Source organism: Pseudomonas sp. X4, from assembly GCF_040784925.1.
GTDB classification, from domain to species: domain Bacteria; phylum Pseudomonadota; class Gammaproteobacteria; order Pseudomonadales; family Pseudomonadaceae; genus Aquipseudomonas; species Aquipseudomonas putida_Z.
Map to the genome: position 1 here is coordinate 1,060,683 of NZ_CP160798.1, position 20,064 is coordinate 1,080,746.

At 64.1% G+C, this 20,064-nt stretch carries 19 protein-coding genes; 13 read left to right on the forward strand and 6 right to left on the reverse strand.

Annotation, left to right across the window (positions count from 1 at the left end):
* Positions 1-128: 128 nt before the first annotated feature.
* Genes ABX298_RS04580 through ABX298_RS04595 form a run of 4 tightly spaced genes read left to right on the forward strand, consistent with a single transcriptional unit; the run spans position 129 to position 1,795 of the window.
* Entirely contained in the window at positions 129-623 is a 495-nt protein-coding gene (locus ABX298_RS04580) for a DUF6231 family protein (RefSeq protein ID WP_286100417.1), read from the forward strand.
* 2 nt (positions 624-625) lie between these two features.
* Positions 626-1,102: a YchJ family protein gene (locus ABX298_RS04585; RefSeq protein WP_015271542.1), complete on the forward strand. Its 477-nt coding sequence runs from the start codon at positions 626-628 to the stop codon at positions 1,100-1,102.
* Between the two features lie 2 nt (positions 1,103-1,104).
* Positions 1,105-1,590: an LEA type 2 family protein gene (locus ABX298_RS04590; RefSeq protein ID WP_075046129.1), complete on the forward strand. Its 486-nt coding sequence runs from the start codon at positions 1,105-1,107 to the stop codon at positions 1,588-1,590.
* Positions 1,591-1,597: 7 nt separating this feature from the next.
* Positions 1,598-1,795, forward strand: a complete 198-nt coding sequence (locus tag ABX298_RS04595) for an SEC-C metal-binding domain-containing protein (RefSeq protein WP_003258907.1) — start codon at positions 1,598-1,600, stop codon at positions 1,793-1,795.
* A 54-nt stretch (positions 1,796-1,849) separates the two neighbouring features.
* Here ABX298_RS04595 and ABX298_RS04600 read toward each other — a convergent pair whose 3' ends face one another.
* A complete protein-coding gene (locus tag ABX298_RS04600) occupies positions 1,850-3,046 on the reverse strand; it encodes an MFS transporter (RefSeq protein ID WP_367394129.1) in 1,197 nt (398 codons plus the stop codon).
* A gap of 154 nt (positions 3,047-3,200) precedes the next feature.
* On the opposite strand from ABX298_RS04600, the gene ABX298_RS04605 reads away from it, so the two are divergent.
* Both ABX298_RS04605 and ABX298_RS04610 read left to right on the forward strand, forming a co-directional pair.
* The gene (locus tag ABX298_RS04605; protein ID WP_367394130.1) at positions 3,201-4,541 is read left to right on the forward strand and encodes a PLP-dependent aminotransferase family protein; all 1,341 of its coding nucleotides are present in this window, start codon (positions 3,201-3,203) and stop codon (positions 4,539-4,541) included.
* 103 nt (positions 4,542-4,644) lie between these two features.
* Positions 4,645-7,086 carry a penicillin acylase family protein gene (locus ABX298_RS04610; RefSeq protein ID WP_367394131.1) on the forward strand — a complete coding sequence of 814 codons (2,442 nt, stop codon included), beginning with the start codon at positions 4,645-4,647 and terminating at the stop codon, positions 7,084-7,086.
* A gap of 43 nt (positions 7,087-7,129) precedes the next feature.
* On the opposite strand, the gene ABX298_RS04615 is transcribed toward ABX298_RS04610, so the two are convergent.
* A complete protein-coding gene (locus tag ABX298_RS04615) occupies positions 7,130-7,579 on the reverse strand; it encodes a type II toxin-antitoxin system HicB family antitoxin (RefSeq protein WP_025340377.1) in 450 nt (149 codons plus the stop codon).
* Positions 7,576-7,758, reverse strand: coding sequence for a type II toxin-antitoxin system HicA family toxin (locus tag ABX298_RS04620; RefSeq protein ID WP_025340378.1), 183 nt, complete (start codon positions 7,756-7,758; stop codon positions 7,576-7,578). Before ABX298_RS04620 ends, ABX298_RS04615 begins: the two co-directional genes overlap by 4 nt.
* A 206-nt stretch (positions 7,759-7,964) precedes the next feature.
* Between ABX298_RS04620 and ABX298_RS04625 the strand changes: the two genes are divergently transcribed.
* The 5 genes from ABX298_RS04625 to pdeM all read left to right on the forward strand — a co-directional run bounded on the left by ABX298_RS04625 (position 7,965) and on the right by pdeM (position 15,145).
* Entirely contained in the window at positions 7,965-8,981 is a 1,017-nt protein-coding gene (locus ABX298_RS04625; RefSeq protein WP_085706037.1) for a ligase-associated DNA damage response exonuclease, read from the forward strand.
* The gene (locus tag ABX298_RS04630; protein WP_075046134.1) at positions 8,978-10,636 is read left to right on the forward strand and encodes an ATP-dependent DNA ligase; all 1,659 of its coding nucleotides are present in this window, start codon (positions 8,978-8,980) and stop codon (positions 10,634-10,636) included. Before ABX298_RS04625 ends, ABX298_RS04630 begins: the two co-directional genes overlap by 4 nt.
* 222 nt (positions 10,637-10,858) lie before the next feature.
* A complete protein-coding gene (locus ABX298_RS04635) occupies positions 10,859-11,974 on the forward strand; it encodes a succinylglutamate desuccinylase/aspartoacylase family protein (RefSeq protein WP_025340381.1) in 1,116 nt (371 codons plus the stop codon).
* A 67-nt stretch (positions 11,975-12,041) separates the two neighbouring features.
* Entirely contained in the window at positions 12,042-14,495 is a 2,454-nt protein-coding gene (locus ABX298_RS04640) for a ligase-associated DNA damage response DEXH box helicase (protein WP_367394132.1), read from the forward strand.
* On the forward strand, positions 14,492-15,145 hold the full coding sequence (pdeM, locus tag ABX298_RS04645; RefSeq protein WP_317409621.1) for a ligase-associated DNA damage response endonuclease PdeM: 654 nt from the start codon (positions 14,492-14,494) through the stop codon (positions 15,143-15,145). The genes ABX298_RS04640 and pdeM overlap by 4 nt, the downstream gene beginning before the upstream one ends.
* Positions 15,146-15,155: 10 nt before the next feature.
* Here pdeM and ABX298_RS04650 read toward each other — a convergent pair whose 3' ends face one another.
* Both ABX298_RS04650 and dcd read right to left on the reverse strand, forming a co-directional pair.
* Entirely contained in the window at positions 15,156-15,383 is a 228-nt protein-coding gene (locus tag ABX298_RS04650; protein ID WP_367394133.1) for a hypothetical protein, read from the reverse strand.
* Positions 15,384-15,476: 93 nt separating this feature from the next.
* Positions 15,477-16,043 (reverse strand): dCTP deaminase, encoded by a 567-nt coding sequence (gene dcd, locus ABX298_RS04655; RefSeq protein WP_003258001.1) that lies wholly within the window; start codon positions 16,041-16,043, stop codon positions 15,477-15,479.
* Between the two features lie 328 nt (positions 16,044-16,371).
* Between dcd and ABX298_RS04660 the strand changes: the two genes are divergently transcribed.
* Positions 16,372-16,581: a cold-shock protein gene (locus tag ABX298_RS04660; RefSeq protein WP_003254922.1), complete on the forward strand. Its 210-nt coding sequence runs from the start codon at positions 16,372-16,374 to the stop codon at positions 16,579-16,581.
* Between the two features lie 185 nt (positions 16,582-16,766).
* Here ABX298_RS04660 and apbC read toward each other — a convergent pair whose 3' ends face one another.
* Entirely contained in the window at positions 16,767-17,861 is a 1,095-nt protein-coding gene (gene apbC, locus ABX298_RS04665; protein ID WP_012273870.1) for an iron-sulfur cluster carrier protein ApbC, read from the reverse strand.
* Positions 17,862-18,019: 158 nt separating this feature from the next.
* On the opposite strand from apbC, the gene metG reads away from it, so the two are divergent.
* Positions 18,020-20,059 carry a methionine--tRNA ligase gene (gene metG / locus ABX298_RS04670; RefSeq protein WP_317409623.1) on the forward strand — a complete coding sequence of 680 codons (2,040 nt, stop codon included), beginning with the start codon at positions 18,020-18,022 and terminating at the stop codon, positions 20,057-20,059.
* The last annotated feature ends 5 nt before the right edge of the window (positions 20,060-20,064 follow it).

The window sequence follows — 20,064 nt, forward strand, 5'->3', positions numbered from 1 at the left end:
AGGCCGATTTCAGGGAGTAAAGACCGAGCATCTGATCCCTGCCACCAATAAGCCACGACACAGTCACATGCCTCTTTGCCCGCACGCTGCGGCCCGCTAGTCTTGGACGACTTCAACGAGGATTGCCAATGACCGACGGTTTTTCCCAGCGCACCCCGCAGCAGGCCCTGGCGGCCCTGCTCGAGCGCTTCACCCCGCAACGCCTGCTGCTGGTGGGCACGCGCTTCCCGGCGCTGGACGCCTTCGCCCAGGCGCACCCACAGGTAACCATCGCCACGGCCGCCCCAGGCCCGTTGCCGGCCGACCTGGCAGCCCAGCGCTTTGACCTGGCGGTACTGGTGGACTGCCTGGAGCACCTGCCCAAACGCACCGGCCTGGAATTGCTCGGCGGCATTCGCAACCTCAATGCCAGCCGGGTCGCGGTGCTGGCCGACCTGGCCGCCTGTGGCTGGCAAGACACCGATTTCTTTGCCCTGGCCCTGTCGGCCAGCGAGAAATTCCGCCGTGACCAGCAGGTATTGAGCCTGTTCACCTATGATCTACATGACTACAAGCAGGTACCGGACTGGCTGAATGCCAAGTTCTGGGCCAACCCTGAAAACTTCGGCAAGTACTGGTGGTGATGATGAGTGTCTCGGTCTGCCCTTGTGGCAGTGGCAACCTGCTCGACGCCTGCTGCGGGCATTACCATGCCGGCACCCCGGCACCGGATGCCCAGGCGCTGATGCGCTCACGCTACAGCGCCTACGTGCTGGGCCTGGTCGACTATCTGGTGGCCACCACCCTGCCCGCCCAGCAAGCCGGCCTGGACCGTGCCGCCATGGCCGCCTGGAGCGCCCAGAGCACCTGGCTGGGCCTGGAGGTGGAAAGCGCAGAGGTGCTGGGCGGCCAGCCGGAGCACGGTTTTGTCACCTTCACTGCACGCTGGCATGACCAAGAGGGTGACCATCAGCACCGCGAGCGCTCGGCATTCGTCCAGCATGCCGGGCGCTGGTACTTCATCGACCCCACGGTCGGGCTCAAGGCCGGGCGCAACGACCCCTGCCCCTGCGCCAGCGGCCAGAAGTTCAAGAAATGCTGCGCCAGTTACGTGGGTAGCTGAACATGATCGCCCGCACCCGCCCGCTGCTGCTCGCCACCCTGATGGCATGCCTGGCACTGCTGGCGGGCTGCGCCAGCTGGGGCAGTGACGACTGGCGCGAACCCGAGGTGCACCTGGTCGAGGTGGAGACGGTCAAGGCCAGGTTGCTGGAGCAGGAGTTCGTGCTGCATCTGCGAATCGACAACCCCAATGACAGCCGCCTGTTCATCCGCAACCTGTCGTATGCCATACGCCTCAATGACCTGTTGCTGGTGCAGGATGAAACCAGCGTGTGGCGCAGTGTCGGCGGGCATGCCCGGCGTACTTTCAAGATCACCGCGCGGACCAACCTGTGGCAGCACCTGAAACCACTGGCCAAGCTGCTGAAAAGCGAACAACCGCTGCACTACAGCCTGCAGGGCGAGCTGGCGACCGGGTTGCTCATCCATCGGGACCTGCACTTGTCGCGCAGTGGTGAGATAATCCCCGGTGATTACAAACCGGAGTAACCCTGCAATGTCCCAGCAACCCCACGTTCATGGCCCTGACTGCAACCACGATCATGATCACCACCACGATCATGGCCATGTACACGGCCCGCACTGCAACCACGGTCACCAGGAGCCGGTACGCAACGCCCTGAAGGACGTTGGCCGTAACGACCCGTGCCCGTGCGGTAGCCAGAAAAAGTTCAAGAAGTGCCACGGCGCCTGACCTGAACAGCACTTGCGCGTCCCTGCCGCGGGCCGCGCAGTGGGTAGCCGGGGCCTAGCTGGCCCTGGCAGGCCCTGAAACCTTGCGCTGCAGCACCCCTGCGGTGGCCATGAGCAGCACGATGCACAGGGCCATGCAGATGGCATTGGTGCCATCCCAACCGACCGTGCCCAGCAACAGCGACGGGCTGAATGCGCCAATGGTCGCGAACACAGCAATGGCCAGATCGTTCTTCCCCTGCATCTGCATCGCTGCCGGGCTGTTTTGCAGCGTCTGCGCCAACAGCGCCCCACCGCCCACGTAGGTCAGGTTCCAACCCAGGCCCAGGGCTATCAGTGACAAGGTCATCATCGCGTAGCTGTGCGACCACATGTTCATGGCCGTGCAACCGATCAGCAGGCCCAGGCCGAGACAGATGGTGGCCCTGATGCCGAGCTTGTGGATGATGGCGCCGGTGAAGAACGACGGCGCAAACATGGCAATCACATGCCATTGAATCGCCAGGCGAACGTCGGAAAAGTCCTCATGCATGTGTTTCATGTGCATGGACGCCTGGATCATCAGCAAATTCATGATCCCGTAGCCCAGCGCGGCCACTGCCATGGCCACGGCAACCACCGGGCTCAGCGGCTCGGCGGTGGTGCCAGCCGGTTTCGCTGCACGGTCGTTACTGGCGGTGCCGGTATCGCCGGGCAGGCAGGCCGCTGTCAGCAACGACATCACCGCCAGGCCGACAAAAGCGGCGTAGCACAGCGAAAACAGCGGATACGCACCAACGTCCCTCAGCCACTCGGTGAGCGCCGGCCCGACCACGGCGGCGATCACCCCACCGGCCACGACCAGGGAAAGCGCCTTGGGCTTCAGGTTCTGGGCCAGATTGTCGGTGGCCGCGAAGCGGTTGAAGTTGGCAAACGCAATGTAGATGCCCAATGCCGAATGGCTGATCACCAGCATCGGGAAGTGCTGGTACTGCACCGCCAGGTAACCACTGATGCCAGACACCGCCAAAGGGATCGAGCCCAGCATGAAGGCGCGCTTGCGGCCAATACGGCTCATCAGCCTGGAGACTGGATAGGTGGCCAGCATCAGGCAGAGGAACTGGAAACCATAGGGCACGGTGGACCACGTGGCGGCAGGCGCCAGCGCCGCCCCGACAATGGCCGCCATGGTCACGGACATGACCGCAGTCGTCAGGTTGATCGATTGCGCGGTGAAATACAGGTACGTGCGCCGCGGAAGTGTGCTCGACATAGCATGTGCTCACGATTGGTGGACGGGTCGATTCGGCATTGGAAAAGCTGCCGACAGGTGCATGGTCGCATCTGCCGCGCCCTGAAATTCGAACAGTCGACGCGCTTTCCGGTTAACTGTTAGGCTGTTTTTTCTAACAGCTGCTGGACCCGCCATGCGCCCGCACAGCCTTCATGACCAGTTGAAACAGCGCCTCGAAGCCGGCGAATGGCTGCCCGGCCAGCGCATGCCGTCCATCCGCAAGCTGACGGCGGCGGTTGGCTGCAGCTACCACGATGTCGTCTCCAGCTATGCCCGGCTGGTCAGCGAAGGTGTGTTGACCGCCATTCCTGGCCGCGGCTACTTCGTCGCCAGCCACACACGGCAAACCAGCGCGGTGGATGCGCCCGCAGGCATGGCCGGCGACCCACTGTTCAAGCTGCTGCAGGGGGGCCAGCACTACATCAAACTGGGCAGCGGCTGGCTGCCACCCGCCTGGCGTGACACCGAGCTGCTGGCCAAGGCGATTCGGCGCACGGCGCGGCTGGAGCAGAGTTCGCTGGCGGAATATGGCGACATCCAGGGCTACCTGCCCATGCGCAAACAGCTGTGCGTGCACCTGAAACGCCTGACCCGTGTCGATGCCCGGCCAAGCCAGTTGCTGACTACGCTGGGCGCCACACAAGCGCTGGACCTGGTGGCGCGGTTGTTGATCAAGCCAGGCGATCACGTGTTCGTCGACGAGCCCGGCAACGGCAACCTGATCAAGCTGATCCAGTTGGCCGGCGGTCACGTGGTCGGGGTGCGCCGAACCCAGGACGGACCAAGCGTGGAAGACATGCAGGAGCACCTGGCCAGGCACAAGGTCAAGGCGTTCTTCTGCAACAGCACCTTCCACAACCCGACCGGCGGCAACATCAGCCCGCACAATGCCTTCAGCGTCCTGCGCCTGGCGGTGGAACACGACTTCTTCGTGGTCGAGGACGATGTCTACGGCGACTTCAGCCCGGGTGTGCGCCAGACCTTTGCCGAACTGGACAACCTTGAGCGGGTCATCTACATCGGCAGCTTCTCGAAATGCCTGTCCGCTTCATTGCGCGTGGGCTACATCGCCTGCTCGGCAGAGCTGATAGAGCCGCTGACGCGCCTGAAGCTGCTGACCTGCGTGGCGGTGCCGGCGTTTTGCGAACGCTTCGTCAACACCATCTTGTCCGACGGCACCTATGCCCGGCACATGCAAGACCTGCAGCAGCGCCTGATCCGGCAGCAGGCGCAGACCCAGCAGTTGTTGCGGGCGCGTGGCTGGCAGTTCGACATAACGCCCCAAGGCGGCATGTTCCTGTGGGTCTACCACCCCGAACTGGCCGACCTGCAGCCTTTCATGCGTCGCCTGGAACAGCACAAGGTGCTATTGATGCCAGGCTCGGCCTTCGCCGTCAGCCGTGACTATCAACGCCTTGCTCGCATCAATTGCACGCACTTTTCCGACGCCGTGGCCGAACATTTCAAGGTTTGAGTCGGCACTGGCAAATAAACCGCCCAGGGACCTTGCACGGCGCCTGCGCGCTCACTACCTTAGCGCCTTTCGAAACCCGCCACGCCTTGCAGGAGCCCTTGTCATGGCCGCCTCCGCCTTTCCTCCATTCCGCCCGCGGTTCGCAACCGCTGCCACGCTGCTCGGCATGCTCGGGCTGGCCGGCTGCCAGACGGGCGGCTACCAGGGCAGCGTGCCACCGACCAGCGGCGTGCAGCCGCTCAAGGGCCTGGCGCAGAACGTCTCGGTACGGCGCAACGCAATGGGCGCACCACTGATCGAAAGCAGCAGCTTCCATGACGCCCTGTTCAGCCTGGGCTATGTGCATGCCGGCGACCGCATCGAGCAGATGGTCGCCATGCGCCTGCTGGCCCAGGGCCGCCTGGCAGAACTGGCCGGCAGCGACGCGCTGGACATCGACCGCCTGATGCGCGCGGCCAACCTCAAGCAGAGCGCCGCCCAGCAGTACGCCGACGCGTCGCCACGGCTCAAGCGCTTCTTCGAAGTGTATGCACGCGGGGTCAACGCCTACCTGTTCCGCTACCGCGACAAGCTGCCCGCCGGCCTGGCCAGCAGTGGCTACCGACCCGAATACTGGAAGCCCGAAGACTCGGCGCTGATCTTCAGCCTGTATGCGTTCAGCCAGTCGGTGAACCTGCAGGAAGAACTGAGCGCCCTGACCCTGGCGCAGAAAGCCGGCAGCGACAAGCTGGCCTGGCTGCTGCCCGGTGCCCCGGACGAGCCGTTGGCCGAAGCCGAAGTGGACAAGCTCAAAGGCCTGAACCTGGACAGCCAGTTGCCGGGGCTGCCGGCCCTGGCAGCTGCCAGCCAGAAACTGGCCGACCTCGACCTTCTGGGCAGCCCGGGCTCGGCCAACCTGGCACTGGCGCCGCAGCGCAGCCGCAGCGGCAAGAGCCTGCTGGCCAGCGACAGCCGAGCCGCCTGGGCCCTGAGCCCGGTACAGATCCACACCGGCAAGTACCAGGTCGCCGGCCTGTCGTTGCCCGGCCTGCCGATCGTGCTGGCCGGCTACAACGGCAAGCTGGCCTGGAGCAGCAGCGCGGTCATGGCCGACAACCAGGACCTGTACCTGGAGCAACTGCGCCACCAGGGCAGCCAGCTGAGCTACCTGGCCGACGGCAAATGGCTGCCGGCCCGCGCCCGTAGCGAAACCTTCTTCGTCCGCGGCCAGCGCCCGCTGCGCGAGGTGATGTACGACACCCGCCACGGCACCCTGCTGGCCCAGCCAGGCAATGCCAGCCTGGGCCTGGCGCTGAACCTGCCACAGTTCAAGGGCGACCGCAGCCTGGATGCGCTGTTCGACCTGACCCGTGCCAAGAGCGTGGAGCGTGCCTTCGACAGCACCCGTGAAGTGACCGCCGCCGCCCTCAACTTCGTCTTCGCCGAACCCGAGCACATCGGCTGGCAAGTCAGTGGCCGCTACCCCAACCGCCGCGAAGGCCAGGGCCTGCTGCCCTCGCCGGGCTGGGACGGGCGCTACGACTGGGACGGCTATGCCGACCCGATGCTGCACCCTTACGATCAGGACCCGCCCGCCGGCTGGATCGGCCACGCCAACCAGCGCAGCCTGCCGCGTGGCTATGGCATGCAGCTGTCCAGCACCTGGTACTACCCCGAGCGCGCCGAGCGCCTGGCCCAGCTGGCCGGCAATGGCCGCCACGACAGCCGCAGCCTGATGGCCCTGCAGAACGACCAGACCACCCTGCTGGCCGACAAGCTCAAGCAGATGTTCGACGCCCCGGGCATGGCCCAGCCGCTCAAGCAGGCGATCGACGCCCTGCCCGCCGCACAGCGCGACAAGGCCAGCGACGCGCTGGTCCGGCTCAAGGCCTTCGATGGCCGCCTGAGCCCGGTATCGGCCGATGCCGCACTGTACGAACTGTTCCTCCAGGAAGTCGCCCGGCAAACCTTCCTCGACGACCTGGGCCCGGAATCCGGCCCGGCCTGGCAGGCTTTCGTCAGCAATGCGCGGTTGTCGTTCTCGGCGCAGGCCGACCACCTGCTGGGCCGCGACGACAGCCCGTTCTGGGATGACCGCAGCACGCCGCAGAAAGAAGACAAGCCGGCCATTCTCGCCCGCAGCCTGGCTGGCGCGGTGGATGCCGGCACCGCGCAACTGGGCGCCGACCGCCGCGCCTGGCAGTGGGGCAAGCTGCACCAATACCGCTGGCCTGCACCGGCCTACCATGGCCTGGGCGACGCCCTCGGCCGCTCGCCGCTGGCTGCCGGTGGCGACTTCACCACCCTGGCCCTGACGCCATACGCCTGGGGCAGCGACTTCGACACCCGCCTGCCGGCCTCGGCGCGGATGATCGTCGACTTCGGCCAGGCCGAGCCGTTGCAGGTGCTGACCAGCAGCGGGCAATCCGGCAACCCGGCCAGCACGCATTACAGCGATGGGCTGGATGCCTGGTTCAAAGGGCGCTTCATGAGCCTGCCACTGCAGCAGCAGAACTTCGGGCGGGCGTATGGCAACCAGCGTTTGACCCTGGTGCCCGGCAAGTAAACCTCTCAATCAAGCCGCCACCTGTGGCGGCTTGGACTATGCACTAAACAGCTACGACTGAAAGCTCGATCCGCTGTCCCAACACGTGCAGCGCATGCTCGACCTGCTCGATCTTGGAACGGTGCAGCAGATCGACCAGACGATCGACCTGGGGACGATTCACTCCAAGTCGGCGCGCCATCTCGGTCTTGCTGATTTTTTGTGCAACCATCGTATTCCACAACGCTGCCTTCGCGGCGGTCAGGGCTGGCAGACGTACGACGGGTTGACCTTCGGTTGGTGTTGCAGGCAGCGGAATAGCTATTTTTTGATCCACATAGAACGAAAGTGCGGACTCCAAGGCATCCACGGCATCGAACAGAGCTTCCTCCGAAGTGTCACCTGCGCAGGCCATCTCAGGCACATCGGGACAACTCACCCAGACACTGCCGTCTTCCAGATGAACGACTACCGGATATTCGAATACCATCACGTGCTCCCCTAAACCGTTCATGATTTCAACCCTAGGTCCTTCAGGATCTTCCGTCTCAGGCCTTCGCTTATTTCCTTCGCCCCGTGATCTGGGAAAATCGTCTGGCGATTACCTAGATAGACCTTGAAATGACTACCCTTGGCAGCGACAAACGTAGCGCCTTGGCCGCGCAGCCATCGGCGAAATTCACTGTATTTCATATCAGCCTTTGTCGAACCAATGTGCATCATGCGCCGACAGACCGCAACATTTTTGTTGCACCCCTTCGACCTGAGGACACAGTTAACCGCAAAAGGCGGTTCGGCATTTCTGAATGGCAAGTAGTCCATTTCGCTTGTTAAAACGTTCGAACTCTCATGACATTCCCGCGCTCCTAACAAGAACGTCGGCCACCAGCGCCCATACCATGGACCTCGTCATCGCCCGCCCCGAAGGCCTGTATTGTCCGCCCGGTGATTTCTACATCGACCCCTGGCGGCCAGTGGAGCGTGCCGTCATCACCCACGGCCACGGCGACCATGCCCGCGTCGGCAACCGCCATTACCTCACCGCCGCCCCAGGCGCCGGCATCCTGCGCAGCCGCCTGGGCCAGGACATCAACCTGCAAACCCTGCCGTACGGCGAACGTCTGCTGCACCATGGCGTAACCCTGAGCCTGCACCCGGCCGGGCATGTACTGGGCTCGGCGCAAGTGCGCCTGGAGTACCAGGGCGAGGTCTGGGTCGCCTCCGGCGACTACAAAGTGGAACCCGACGGCACCTGCACGCCGTTCGAACCGGTGCGCTGCCACACGTTCATCACCGAATCGACCTTCGGCCTGCCCATCTACCGTTGGCCCAGCCAGGGCGAGATCTTCACCGGCATCAATACCTGGTGGCGCGCCAATAGCGAACAGGGCAAAGCCAGCGTGCTGTTCTGCTATGCCTTCGGCAAAGCCCAGCGAATCCTCCACGGGCTGGACGCCAACATTGGTCCTGTCCTCGTGCATGGCGCTGTCGAACCACTCAACCGGGTGTACCGGGACGCTGGCGTCTACCTTCCGCAAACCCGCTATGTGGGCGATATCCCACGCAACGACCCGCTGCTGCGCCAGGCACTGGTCCTGGCACCGCCTTCGGCGGGTGGCAGCAGCTGGATGCGCCGTTTCGGCGACTACAGCGATGCCTTTGCCAGTGGCTGGATGCTGTTGCGCGGCACCCGCCGCCGGCGCGGGGTAGACCGAGGTTTCGTGCTCTCGGACCATGCCGATTGGCCGGGGTTGCTCTGGGCCATCGGCCAGACTGGCGCAGAACGCGTGATGGTCACCCATGGCTCGGTCAATGTGCTGGTGCGCTACCTCATCGAACAAGGCCTCGATGCCCGCGCTTTCGTGACCGAGTACGGCGAGGAAGATGACGTGGTAGCTGCGGAGCCAGACGCATGAAGGCATTCGCCGAGCTGTACCTGAGGCTGGATGCGACTACCTCCAGCACTGCAAAGCTCACGGCGCTACGCGACTACTTCAGCACCGCCCCGGCTGGGGATGCCGCCTGGGCGGTGTACTTCCTGGCAGGTGGCCGCCCCCGCCAACTGGTGCCGACACGCGTGCTGCGGGAGCTGGCCGGCAGGTTGGCGGGGCTGCCTGACTGGCTGTTCGAGGAATCCTACCAGGCCGTTGGCGACCTGGCCGAAACCATCTCCCTGCTGGTACCGGAAAGCCACCACCCTGGCGACGACGGCCTCGCCCGCTGGGTCGAAGCCCATCTGTTGCCATTGCGTGGCCTGCCGGTCGAGGAGATCCAGCAACGCCTGCCGCCTCTTTGGGCCCAGTTGGACCGCCCCAGCCTGATGCTTTGCCTGAAACTCATCACTGGCAGCTTTCGCGTGGGGGTATCGAAGCTGTTGGTCACTCGCGCCCTCGCGCAACTGGCCGGGCTGGATGCCAAACGCGTGGCCCAGCGCCTGGTTGGCTACACCGACATCAGCCACCGCCCGACGGCAGCCAGCTATCAACGGCTGATAGCCCCGGAATCAGACGATGAACATAGCCAGCGTGGCGGCCAGCCCTACCCGTTTTTTCTGGCCCACCCCTTGCAGGTACCAACCGAACAGCTCGATGCACTGCTCGGGCCGCCGAGCGAATGGCAGATCGAATGGAAATGGGATGGCATTCGCGCCCAGGTGGTCAAGCGCGAAGGCCAACTGTGGGTCTGGTCACGCGGTGAGGAACTGGTCACCGAACGCTTCCCCGAATTGCACAGCCTGGCGCAGACGCTACCCGACGGTGTCGTGCTCGATGGCGAGATCCTGGTGTGGAAACCCGGCGGCTCAGCGGCTGAACTGGCTGTACAACCCTTTGCCATGTTGCAGCAGCGCCTGGGTCGAAAGACCTTGGGCAAGAAGCTGCTGAGCGACGCGCCGGTCGTGCTGCAGGCCTACGACCTGCTGGAATGGCAAGGCGAGGACTGGCGCAGCCGGCCGCAGCATGCACGCCGCCAACAGCTGGAACACGTGCTTGAGCAGCACCCATTGGCCCCGGTGTTGCTCTCGCCTCTACTCGAAGGGCGGGACTGGGCCGACCTTGCCTGCCAGCGGGAACAGTCCCGCAGCCTGGGGGTGGAAGGGCTGATGCTGAAACAGCGCGAGGCCTTGTATGGCGTGGGGCGCACCAAGGACATGGGCACCTGGTGGAAGTGGAAGATCGACCCGTTCAGCGTCGATGCCGTGCTGATCTATGCCCAGCGCGGCCACGGCCGGCGGGCCAGCTTGTACAGCGACTACACCTTCGCCGTGTGGGACGCGCCAGCCGGTACGCCGGGGCGGGCACTGGTCCCCTTTGCCAAGGCCTATTCAGGGCTCAGTGACGAAGAGATGCGCAAGGTCGACGCCATCATCCGCAAGACCACGGTTGAAACCTTCGGGCCGGTACGCAGCGTGACGCCGACGCTGGTGTTCGAGCTTGGCTTCGAGGGCATCGCGCTGTCGAGGAGGCACAAGAGCGGCATTGCCGTGCGCTTTCCACGGATGCTGCGCTGGCGGCTGGACAAGCCAGTGGAAGAAGCGGATGACCTGGCTACATTGCAGGCGCTGCTGGCCTGAAAAAATTTCTGGACCGTGCTGGCTTCTTCGCGGTTAAACCCGCTCCCACAGGTCATGCACAAAAGCTGAGTTTTGTGCGATCCCTGTGGGAGCGGGTTTACCCGCGAAGAAGCCAGCGCGGTGGCCAGGAGGGCACCGATGGAGGCGCAAGCCCGAAAACTGTGCTTCCATCTCTGTGCCGACTGTGTCGCAGACCGTTTTCGCCACGCACCCAGGACCACCATGCACCATTCAACTCACGACCTGCTCTCGCCCGTTCCGGGCATTACCCGCCAGTTGCACAGCTTCCACTTCGGACCTCGCGGTGGCGGCAAAGTCTATATCCAGGCCTCACTGCATGCCGACGAGCTGCCCGGCATGCTGGTGGCCTGGCACCTCAAGCGCCGCCTGGGTGAACTGGAACAGCAAGGCCGCCTGCAGCGCGAGATCATCCTGGTGCCGGTGGCCAACCCGGTCGGCCTGGAACAGGTGCTGCTGGACGCGCCGCTGGGGCGTTTCGAACTGCAAAGTGGCGAAAACTTCAACCGTAACTTCGTCGACCTTTCCGACAGCATCGGCGACCAGATCGAAGAACACCTGACCGACGACCCGGCACACAACCTCGCACTGATCCGCGAATACCTGCGCCGGGGGCTGGACGCACACCCGGCGCGCACACCGCTGCAGGCCCAACGCCTGATACTGCAGCGCCTGGCCTGCGATGCCGACATGGTGCTGGACCTGCACTGCGACTTCGAGGCGGTCGAGCACCTGTACACCACGCCAGACGCCTGGCCGCAGATCGAACCGCTGGCCCGCTACCTGGGTGCCCAGGCAAGCCTGCTGGCCACCGATTCGGGCGGGCAGTCGTTCGATGAATGCTTCAGCCTGGTGTGGTGGCAGTTGCAGCAACGCTTCGGCAAACGGTTCCCGATTCCGCTGGGCTGCTGCTCGGTCACCGTCGAGCTGCGCGGCCAGGCCGATGTCAGCCACGACCTGGCCAGCAAGGACTGCCAGGCGATTCTCGATTTCCTGACCCATGCGGGGGTCATCGAAGGCGCAAGCCCGGCCCTGCCCGACTTGCGCTGCCCGGCCACGCCGCTGGCCGCCGTCGAACCGGTGATAACGCCACTGGGCGGGCTGCTGGTGTACCACGCTCGGCCAGGCCAGCACCTGGAAGCGGGCCAGTTGATCGCTGAAGTCATCGACCCGCTCAGCGACCGGGTGACTGCCATCCACAACAGCCAGCCCGGCCTGCTGTATGCACGTAACGTACGGCGCATGGCTACCGCCGGCATGGTCATCGCCCACGTCGCAGGCGAGCAGGTGTGCCGCAGCGGCTACCTGCTGGCAAACTGATTCGGTAAAACCATTGCACCTGGCTGGTTGTCTGTAGAAACACAGCCACCGAAGGACCCTATGCCCCATGCCCGCCGCCACCGACCTCGCCAAGGCCTGGTTCGCCAAGCGTGGCTGGAAGCCTTTCGCTTTCCAGCGCCGTGTATGGGCAGCCGTGGACCGGGGCGAATCCGGCTTGCTGCATGCCAGTACCGGTGCCGGCAAGACCTACGCGGTATGGCTCGCCGCGCTGCGGGCCTTCAAGGCCGAAGCCCAGGGGCGTCATGCTGCACCCTTGCAGGTGGTGTGGGTTACCCCCATGCGTGCCTTGGCCGCCGACACCGCCCGCGCGTTGCAGATGCCGCTAGACGACCTGGGTTTGGCCTGGAGCGTGGGCGTTCGCAGCGGCGACACCGGCAGCGCCGAACGTGCCCGGCAAGCACGGCGCCTGCCCAGCGTACTGGTCACTACCCCTGAAAGCCTTACGCTGCTGCTGACCCGGGCACAAGCCCGCGAAGACTTCGCCACGCTGCGCCTGGTAGTGGTGGACGAATGGCACGAACTGCTGGGCAACAAGCGCGGGGTACAACTGCAACTGGCGCTGGCCCACCTGCGCCACTGGCACCCGAGCCTGCCGACCTGGGGCCTGTCCGCCACCCTCGGCAATCTTCAACATGCGCTGGACGTATTGCTGCCACAAGGCGGCTTGCTGGTACAAGGCCGACAAGACAAGCCGCTGCAGGTCGATACCCTGCTGCCAACGGCTATCGAGCGCTTCCCCTGGGCCGGGCACATGGGTTTAAAGATGCTCGACCAGGTCAGCCGGGAGATCGATGCCAGCACCAGTTGCCTGGTATTCACCAACACGCGGGCGCAGGCCGAACTCTGGTACCAGGCCCTGCTCGAAGCACGCCCCGACTGGGCCGGCCTGATTGCCTTGCACCATGCCTCGCTGGCCCGCGATACCCGTGACTGGGTCGAGCGCAGCCTCAAGCAAGGCAGCCTGAAGGCAGTGGTCTGCACCTCCAGCCTGGACCTGGGGGTGGACTTCCTGCCCGTGGAGCGAGTACTGCAGATCGGTTCCGCCAAGGGCATTGCCCGCCTCGTGCAACGGGCCGGGCGCTCCGGCCACGCGCCGGGGCGGCGCTCCCGGGTTACTCTGGTGCCCACCCACAGCCTGGAACTGGTGGAAGCAGCCGCCGCCAGGCAGGCCTTGGCAGCCGGGCACATCGAGGCCCGTCATTCGCCGCGCTTGTGCATGGACGTGCTGGTGCAACACTTGGTCAGCATGGCCCTGGGCAGTGGCTTTCACCCGGAGCAGTTACTGGCCGAAGTGCGCAGCACCTGGGCCTTTCGCGAGTTGCGCGACAGCCAGTGGCAATGGGCGCTGGACTTCGTCTGCCATGGCGGCAGTTCACTCAGCGCCTACCCGGACTACCAGCGCGTCGAGCGCCAGGCCGACGGTGCTTACCGGGTTGCCAGCGAACGCCTGGCACGTCGCCACCGCATGAGTATCGGTACTATCGTCAGCGACGCCAGCCTGCAGCTCAAGTACTGGAGCAAGGGCGGCGGAGGCAAGGCGCTGGGCAGCGTCGAAGAGGCGTTCATTGCCCGTTTGCGCCCTGGCGATACCTTGGTGTTCGCCGGGCGAGTGCTGGAACTGGTGCGCGTGGAAAACATGACCGCCTACGTACGCCGCAGCACCGCGCGCAAGGCAGCGGTCGCTCGCTGGAATGGTGGCCGCATGCCGCTTTCCAGCGAACTGGCCGACGCACTGGTCGAGCAGCTTGGCGCAGCATCCCAAGGGTGCTTCCGAGGCCCGGAGATGCGTGCAGTGCGCCCTCTGCTGACCTTGCAGGCGCTATGGTCGGCGCTGCCCACCTCCGGCACGCTGCTGGCCGAGACCTTCAAGTCGCGCCAAGGTTGGCACCTGTTCCTGTACCCGTTCGCCGGACGCATGGCCAACCTTGGCCTGGCCAACCTGATTGCCTGGCGAGTGAGCCGCGTGCAGCCGCTTTCGGTTTCGATTGCCGTCAATGACTACGGGTTCGAACTGCTCAGCCCGGGCAACGTGGACTGGGCAACGCATCTGCCACAGGCGCTGGGTACCGAACACCTGCTGGAGGATGTGCTGGCCAGCCTCAATGCTGGAGAAATGGCATTGCGCCGTTTTCGCGAGATCGCGCAGATTGCCGGGCTGGTGTTTGGCGGGTATCCGGCGGCGCAGAAAAGCCTGAGGCAGATCCAGGCCTCCAGCGGGTTGTTCTATGAGGTATTTCGCAAGCACGACGCCGGCAACTTGCTGCTGGCCCAGGCTCGGGACGAAGTGCTGAATGAGGAACTGGAGATCGACCGGCTGCACCGGCAATTGCTGAAAATGGGGCAGTTACGGCTGGAGCTGCGAAAGCTTGAGCGGCCCGGGCCTTTGGCATTTGCCTTGTTGGTGGAAGGCATGCGCGAAACGTTGAGCACCGAGAAACTGGCGGACCGGATTGCCAGGATGGTCGCGGAACTGAACAGTGCGGCGGACGCTACGGAATGACCAGCTTTCTATCCATCGAACACCATGGCCAGGTGCTCTGGCTGCTTTCGGACAAGGCCATCTACTGGCCAGCCCGTCGTGCCCTGCTGGTGGCCGACGTGCACATCGGCAAGGCAGCAAGCTATCGCGCCCTGCACCAACCGGTGCCACGCGGCACCACCGAAGCGACACTCGAGCGTCTGGATGCATTGCTGGCCGCGCATGATTGCGAGCAACTGATCGTTCTTGGCGATTTCCTGCATGCCCGAACAGCGCGGGCGCCATCAACGCTCACCAGGCTGCAGACATGGAGGGAACGGCACAAGGCCCTGAAAATCGTGCTGATACGCGGCAATCATGATCGCAACGCCGGTGATCCACCCGTGTCGCTCGAAATAGAAGTCATGAACGAACCCTGGCTGCTGGAACCCTTCGCGCTCCAGCACGAACCCGAACCGCACCCCAGCCACCCGGTACTGGCAGGCCATGTACATCCGGTATTTGTACTGCGTGGCAAGGCTCGGCAACGCCTGCGACTGCCCTGCTTCCTGATCGATGGCCAGGTCAGCCTGTTGCCGGCGTTCGGTGAATTCACCGGGGGTTGGGAAATCGCGCCCACGAGCGCCAGCCGCGTGTACCTGGCAGGGGCAGACCGTGTCTGGGCGCTCTAGCCGAGTGCACTCAGGCTACAGGCGCCGGAGGAGGCTCATCAGGCAAGGTGGGCTCGCCCGGTTCCATGGGTGGTGTTTCACCGGGCTCCGGGGGTTGCGGGGTATCTGGGTCAGGCTGGTGGGGCACGCCGCCCACCTGCATGGGCAGCGGGTGTGCCAGCAGTGACCATGGCAGCAACCCGACGTGGTTGGGCTGCAGACCTGCCAGCTTGGCACTGATTGCGGGGTGGAGTTTCATTGGCTGCTCCTGACAAGGCCGCTGCGCATCATGCGCACCGGCGTTATCCAGTTGGAGTGCCAAAGGCGCGGGGAATTCCCCGCGCTCGTCGGCTCAGGTACGCGGCAGGGTGACGCCGCGCTGGCCCTGGTACTTGCCGCCACGGTCCTTGTACGACACTTCGCATTCTTCGTCGGACTGCAGGAACAGCATCTGGGCCACACCTTCGTTGGCGTAGATCTTCGCCGGCAGCGTGGTGGTGTTGGAGAACTCCAGTGTCACATGGCCTTCCCACTCGGGCTCGAGCGGGGTGACATTGACGATGATGCCGCAACGGGCGTAGGTGCTCTTGCCCAGGCAGATGGTCAGCACATCACGCGGAATGCGGAAATACTCGACGGTGCGCGCCAGGGCGAAGGAGTTCGGCGGGATGATGCATACGTCGCTCTTGATGTCGACGAAACTGCCGGCATCGAAGTTCTTCGGGTCGACGGTGGCCGAGTTGATGTTGGTAAACACCTTGAATTCGTCGGCGCAGCGCACGTCGTAGCCGTAGCTGGAGACGCCGAAGGAGATCACCCGGCTGTCCTGTTCGCCGCGCACCTGGCGCTCGACGAACGGTTCGATCATGCCGTGTTCCTGCGCCATGCGGCGAATCCACTTGTCCGATTTGATGCTCATGGCGGGGTGTCCTGAAGAGTTGCGAGGTGAAAATTCGAGACGCGCATCTTACCGGTCCCGGCGCCCAGGTTAAAGTTCCATGCCTCATCCCGCGCCGGGCGGGGGCTGTAGCCGCCGTCGATCCGAATTTGCGTAAAGCGCCTTCTGACCATTGGCAGGTTGCGGAAAGTGGGGTAAGGTGGCGCCACTGTGCTGCACGTGACACCGAGAATCTCTAGTTTGATGCACGATCCTGATCGGCCCATCGCTGAATTTTCTGCTCTCTTTGCGCTCAGTCCCGGCCAGGGTTTTTCCTGACCGTTATCAAATTGTCCAAGGAGACAGAAAAATGTCCAACCGTCAATCCGGTGTTGTTAAGTGGTTCAACGATGAGAAAGGCTACGGCTTCATCACCCCTCAGTCGGGCGACGACCTGTTCGTGCACTTCAAAGCCATCCAAGCTGACGGCTTCAAAACCCTGAAAGAAGGCCAGGCTGTTACTTTCGTCGCTACCCGCGGCCAGAAAGGCATGCAGGCTGAAGAAGTTCAGATCGCCTAAGTCGATCGAAGCTTCCTAGCTTTCAAAAAACCCGCCTTCCGGCGGGTTTTTTTATGCCTGGCCGAAAGACCGAGCCGGCCTCTTCGCGGGTAAACCCGCTCCCACAGGGACAGCGCGGTACTTGAAGGCTGCGCTGTACCTGTGGGAGCGGGTTTACCCGCGAAGCAGGCGACTCGGTCTGCCAGTCAATCTTCGCTGATGGTAATGCTAGGCATCGCCGGCGCAGCAGCTTCCTGCAGCACGATCCGCGCGCCCACCTGGCGGGCCAGTTCCTGATAGACCATGGCAATCTGGCTTTCCGGCTCGGCGATCGCCGTCGGCTTGCCACTATCGGCCTGCTCGCGGATCAGCATCGACAGCGGCAACGACGCCAGCAGGTCGACGCCATACTGGCTCGCCAGCTTCTCGCCACCGCCTTCGCCGAACAGGTGCTCGGCATGGCCGCAGTTCGAGCAGATGTGCACGGCCATGTTCTCCACCACGCCCAGCACCGGGATGTTGACCTTGCGGAACATCTCCACGCCCTTCTTGGCATCCAGCAAGGCCAGGTCCTGTGGGGTGGTGACGATCACCGAACCGGCCACCGGTACCTTCTGCGCCAGGGTCAGCTGGATGTCACCGGTGCCCGGCGGCATGTCGATCACCAGGTAATCCAGGTCGTCCCAGGCGGTCTGGGTCACCAGCTGCAGCAGCGCGCCGGAAACCATCGGGCCACGCCATACCATCGGCGTGTTGTCGTCAGTCAGGAACGCCATGGACATGACTTCCACGCCATGGGCCTTGATCGGCACGAACCACTTCTGCTCGCGAATCTGCGGGCGGGTGCCTTCGGCGATGCCGAACATCACGCCCTGGCTGGGGCCATAGATATCGGCATCGAGAATACCCACCCGCGCACCCTCGCGGGCCAGCGCCAGGGCCAGGTTGGCCGCGGTGGTCGACTTGCCCACACCGCCCTTGCCCGAGGCCACGGCGATGATGTTCTTGACGTTGGCCATTGCCGGCACCTGGGCCTGGGCCTTGTGCGCAGCCACCACGCAGTCGATCGACACCTGGGCACCGCTGACGCCCTCGAGGTTGCCGATGGCGGTCTGCAACACCTGGGCCCAGCCGTTCTTGAACAGCCCTGCGGCATAACCCAGCTGCAACTGCACGCTGACCTGCCCGCCCTGGATATCGATGGCGCGCACGCAGCCGGCGCTGACCGGGTCCTGGTTCAGGTAGGGGTCGGTGTACTGGCGAAGCACGCCCTCGACGGCGGCACGGGTGACGGCACTCATGGAGACTCCCAATGGCAAACTGAATGTAAAACAGACGCCTATCCTAACCCGTCAATCGTCAGCAGATGCGCATGCGGGGTGAAATATCTTCGCCAGCCCTTTATAGTGGCCGATCAACCTCATTTTTACCCCGTCGCCAGATAAGTAGCCGAGCCACCATGTCCGAGCCACGTCAGATTCTCGTCACCAGCGCCTTGCCCTATGCCAACGGATCGATCCACCTTGGCCATATGCTCGAGTACATCCAGACAGACATGTGGGTCCGCTTCCAGAAGCTGCGCGGCAACCAGTGTATCTACGTCTGCGCCGACGACGCCCACGGTTCGGCCATCATGCTGCGCGCCGAAAAGGAAGGCATCACCCCGGAACAGCTGATCGCCAACGTCCAGGCCGAACACAGCAGCGATTTCGCCGACTTCCTGGTGGATTTCGACAATTTCCACTCCACCCACAGCGAAGAAAACCGCGAGCTGTCGAGCCTGATCTACGCGCGCCTGCGTGACGCCGGGCACATCGCCACCCGTTCGGTGACCCAGTACTTCGACCCGGAAAAGGGCATGTTCCTCGCCGACCGCTTCATCAAGGGCACCTGCCCCAAGTGCGCGGCCGAAGACCAGTACGGCGACAACTGCGAAAAATGCGGCGCCACCTACGCGCCCACCGAGCTGAAGAACCCCAAGTCGGCGATCTCCGGCGCCACCCCGGTACTGCGTGATTCCCAGCACTTCTTCTTCAAGCTGCCGGACTTCCAGGCCATGCTGCAGCAGTGGACCCGTAGCGGCACGCTGCAGGACGCGGTAGCCAACAAGCTGGCCGAATGGCTGGACTCGGGCCTGCAGGAATGGGACATCTCCCGCGACGCGCCGTACTTCGGCTTCGAGATCCCGGGCGAGCCAGGCAAGTACTTCTACGTGTGGCTGGACGCACCGATCGGCTACATGGCCAGCTTCAAGAACCTCTGCGCACGCCGCCCGGAGCTGGACTTCGACGCGTTCTGGAACGAGGGCTCCAAGACCGAGCTGTACCACTTCATCGGCAAGGACATCGTCAACTTCCACGCCCTGTTCTGGCCAGCCATGCTCGAAGGCGCCGGCTTCCGCAAGCCGAGCGCGGTCAACGTGCACGGCTACCTGACCGTGAACGGCGCCAAGATGTCCAAGTCGCGCGGCACCTTCATCAAGGCCCGCACCTACCTCGACCACCTGCAGCCGGAATACCTGCGTTACTACTACGCGGCCAAGCTGGGCCGTGGCGTCGATGACCTGGACTTGAACCTGGAAGACTTCGTGCAGAAGGTCAACTCCGACCTGGTCGGCAAGGTGGTCAACATCGCCAGCCGCTGCGCCGGTTTCATCCACAAGGGCAACGAAGGCGTGATGGTGGCTGGCGATGCCGCACCGGAGCTGACCGAAGCCTTCCTGGCGGCCGCCCCGTCGATCGCCGACGCCTATGAAGGCCGCGACTTCGGCCGTGCCATGCGCGAAATCATGGCGCTGGCCGACCGTGCCAACGCCTGGATCGCCGACAAGGCACCATGGTCACTGGCCAAACAGGAAGGCAAGCAGGATGAAGTGCAGGCCATCTGCGCCCAGGGCATCAACCTGTTCCGCCAACTGGTGATCTTCCTCAAGCCTGTCCTGCCAGTGCTGGCCGCCGACGCCGAGGCCTTCCTCAACGTGGCACCGCTGACCTGGAACGACCACCTGTCGCGCCTGGAAAACCACCAGCTGAACCCGTTCAAGGCGCTGATGAGCCGTATCGAACCGGCCAAGGTCGAAGCCATGGTCGCCGCCAGCAAGGAAGACCTGCTGGCCGCCGAAGCCAAGGCCCCGGCCGGCAACGGCGAGCTGGCCAAGGACCCGCTGTCGGCGGAAATCGAGTTCGACACCTTCGCAGCCGTCGACCTGCGCGTGGCACTGATCGTCAAGGCCGAGGCCGTGCCGGGTGCCGACAAGCTGCTGCAACTGACCTTGGACATCGGTGACGAGCGCCGCAACGTGTTCTCCGGCATCAAGTCGGCCTACCCCGACCCGTCCCAGCTGGAAGGCCGCCTGACCATGATGGTGGCCAACCTCAAGCCACGCAAGATGCGCTTTGGCGTGTCCGAAGGCATGGTCATGGCGGCCGGGCCTGGCGGTGAAGAGATCTACCTGCTGAGCCCGGACAGCGGTGCCAAACCGGGCCAGCGCATCAAGTAACAAAA